This is a genomic window from Acinetobacter sp. 1566109, from assembly GCF_000582255.1.
GTDB classification, from domain to species: domain Bacteria; phylum Pseudomonadota; class Gammaproteobacteria; order Pseudomonadales; family Moraxellaceae; genus Acinetobacter; species Acinetobacter nosocomialis.
Window position 1 is genome coordinate 1 of the sequence record NZ_JEYB01000125.1, and the last position, 2,567, is coordinate 2,567.

A 2,567-nucleotide genomic window follows, 5' to 3' on the forward strand; every position below is an offset into this window, starting at 1 on the left:
ATATGTTATGACCGATTTAGGGTACTACGGATTAGAGCAAGATGGCTTTAAATTATTGATGCCAATAAAGAAAAAGAAGAATTTACCCTTATTTGATGTTGAGAAAAAGTACAATAAAATGATTGGAAAAATACGAGTTGTGATCGAACATATTAATAGTCAATTGAAAACATTTAGAATATTAAGTGAACGCTATCGAAATAGACGGAAAAGATTCGGTTTACGCATTAACTTAATCGCTGCACTGGTAAATCGGATGAACTTGCAATAACGACTTTCGCAAGAGGTCTATTAAAATTACTTACTACAACTTTATTATTATCAACGCATATTTTTTCAAAATAAATTTCATCAATAATTTCTTTTTTTTCTTCTTCATAAATGTACTTACATAAGTTTAGTTCAAACAATTTTCGATTGTCCTAATTCTCAGATATATTTATTAAATATCTTATCATATATATCTAATATTGAATAATTTTTATAGATACATGTATGAACTAAATCAGATATGTATCAACTCCTGTTTTTCTTAATTCATATTGCAACCCAGAAGCCAAAGCAACAATCGTTAATACAGCAAAAAATGGATTCCTCTTAGATTCTTTCAATGAATGGTCGTAAAGCATGAGCTTACTCCCATCTGTATATCCTCTTTCATTGACGATAGCGAACATTGTTCCAATTTCTAATTCTTTTAGACTTGATAAATTATCTGAATATCGTTGTTGTATTGCCTTATTTGGTAAGCAAGATAAGACCTTTAATTCAATTTCATCAAAATTATGATTAACTGTAATAACCCAAAACTTTTTATTAATTTCAAATATTATACTTTCGACTGGGTCTTCAGAATTGGACTCTCCATCTACAACTAAATAAAGATCATCTATTTTTCGAACTTCATCAATATTTTTAATTGCATCAAAAATATCGCTTTGCACCATATTTTTACCTTATTATCAATTACCAATTCCAAAAGTTATATATTTAAAAAAAATACTCTATGAGTAATTTAATTTCTCAGACTATAACTACTAACGCAACAACTAACTTTAAATATCTTCCCTACTTAATTTTCTAATGAAGTTAATAAATATTTTATTATAAGTTAGCTTAAGTACAACATTATAAATAAAAAGCTAAGCCCCGATTAGTGTGGCTTAGCTTTGAAAAATAATTTTAATTAAAAAATTACTTATTTGATGTCTGCAAATTCAGAAACAGGTTTGTTCACTTCAACTTTTGTGCCACCGAATTTTTCATTCACGAATTTTTGTACTTTAGGTAAGTGGTAAAGTTCACCAAGTTTCGTATAGATTGGATCATTTTTGTTTGCTTCAGCTACACCCAATAAATTGACATAAAGTTTAGTAGACTGATCAATTGGCTCACGGAAGATAGAATCTTTCATTACATTGAGGCCACCTTCAAGTGCCAATGTATTACCAAGTACAATTGCATCTACATCGTTTTTAACACGAACTGCTGTAGTCATTTGAATTGGTTTTAATTGTAAATTTTTAGGGTTTTCAGCAATGTCGTTCGTAGTCCCTTTTACAGGGTCAAAGTTCGGTTTAAGTTTAATCAGTTTAGCAGACTGTAATAATGTTAATGCACGAGCTTCATTGGCAGTATCATTTGGAATAGCAATGGTAGCGCCTTGTGGGAACTCATCAACAGTTTTAATTTTATTTGCATAAATACCCATTGGTTCCAAGTAAGTTGTTGCAACAGCAGCAACTTTAGCTTTATTTGAAGCATTGTATGCTGCCAAATAGTTGAATGACTGGAACGCATTTACATCTTGCTCACCATTTGCGACAGATGTATTGAGCACAACATAGTCAGTTAAGTTAGTCACTTCGAGTTTAATACCAGCTTCTTTAGTCTCAGGAAGCGTTGCAACGTATTTCCATACGTCAGTATCTGAACCTGTTGAAACCAGTTTAATTGTTCGAACTGACTCACCTTTGTCTTTAGCTGGTGCAGTATTTTCAGTTTGTGCAGGTTGTTTATTACATGCTGTCAGTGTGAGTACAGATGCGCTGAACAGTACACTAAATAATTTTTTCATAGATACATCCTAAAATAGGAAACGCCTAACCCACAAAAGAGTGAGGCATTCCCAACCATTGGGTCGAAATGCAAAATTTGGCTGGAAATAATTTCCAGATATAGGGTTTAGAAGCCTGAATTCAGCATTATTCTTTCCGTGAACTTGCTCGCTAAACAATAGAATTATGTTTTGAAACAGCCTCTAAATATGGGATCATCATATATCAACAAGTGAATATTCTACAAATAACTTGTTCAATTCTGATATATAGTCATGCTCACAGCAACATATTGAAAACATAAACATTTCTCAAATACAACATACATATTTGATTTATATGAAATTTTTAGGATTTATTAGCAATATTTAAGCTAAATAGAGTTGTAATTTTTATTTTAGGCATAAAAAAAGCCCCTGCTATTAACAGGTGCTTTTCGAATTTGGCGGAAGCGGTGAGATTCGAACTCACGGAGGACTCACACCCTCGTCGGTTTTCAAGACCGGTGCA

Annotated in this window: 3 protein-coding genes; 1 reads left to right on the forward strand and 2 read right to left on the reverse strand. The window is 31.8% G+C overall.

Annotation, left to right across the window (positions count from 1 at the left end):
* Positions 1–271 (forward strand): transposase family protein (locus J582_RS24525; RefSeq protein ID WP_031959711.1); only part of this gene is annotated, 271 nt, incomplete at its 5' end.
* Between the two features lie 229 nt (positions 272–500).
* Here J582_RS24525 and J582_RS24530 read toward each other — a convergent pair.
* Both J582_RS24530 and J582_RS24535 read right to left on the reverse strand, forming a co-directional pair.
* Positions 501–947 carry a DUF6334 family protein gene (locus tag J582_RS24530; protein WP_017393615.1) on the reverse strand — a complete coding sequence of 149 codons (447 nt, stop codon included), beginning with the start codon at positions 945–947 and terminating at the stop codon, positions 501–503.
* A gap of 251 nt (positions 948–1,198) precedes the next feature.
* Entirely contained in the window at positions 1,199–2,077 is an 879-nt protein-coding gene (locus tag J582_RS24535) for a MetQ/NlpA family ABC transporter substrate-binding protein (RefSeq protein ID WP_017393614.1), read from the reverse strand.
* Positions 2,078–2,567 lie beyond the last annotated feature (490 nt).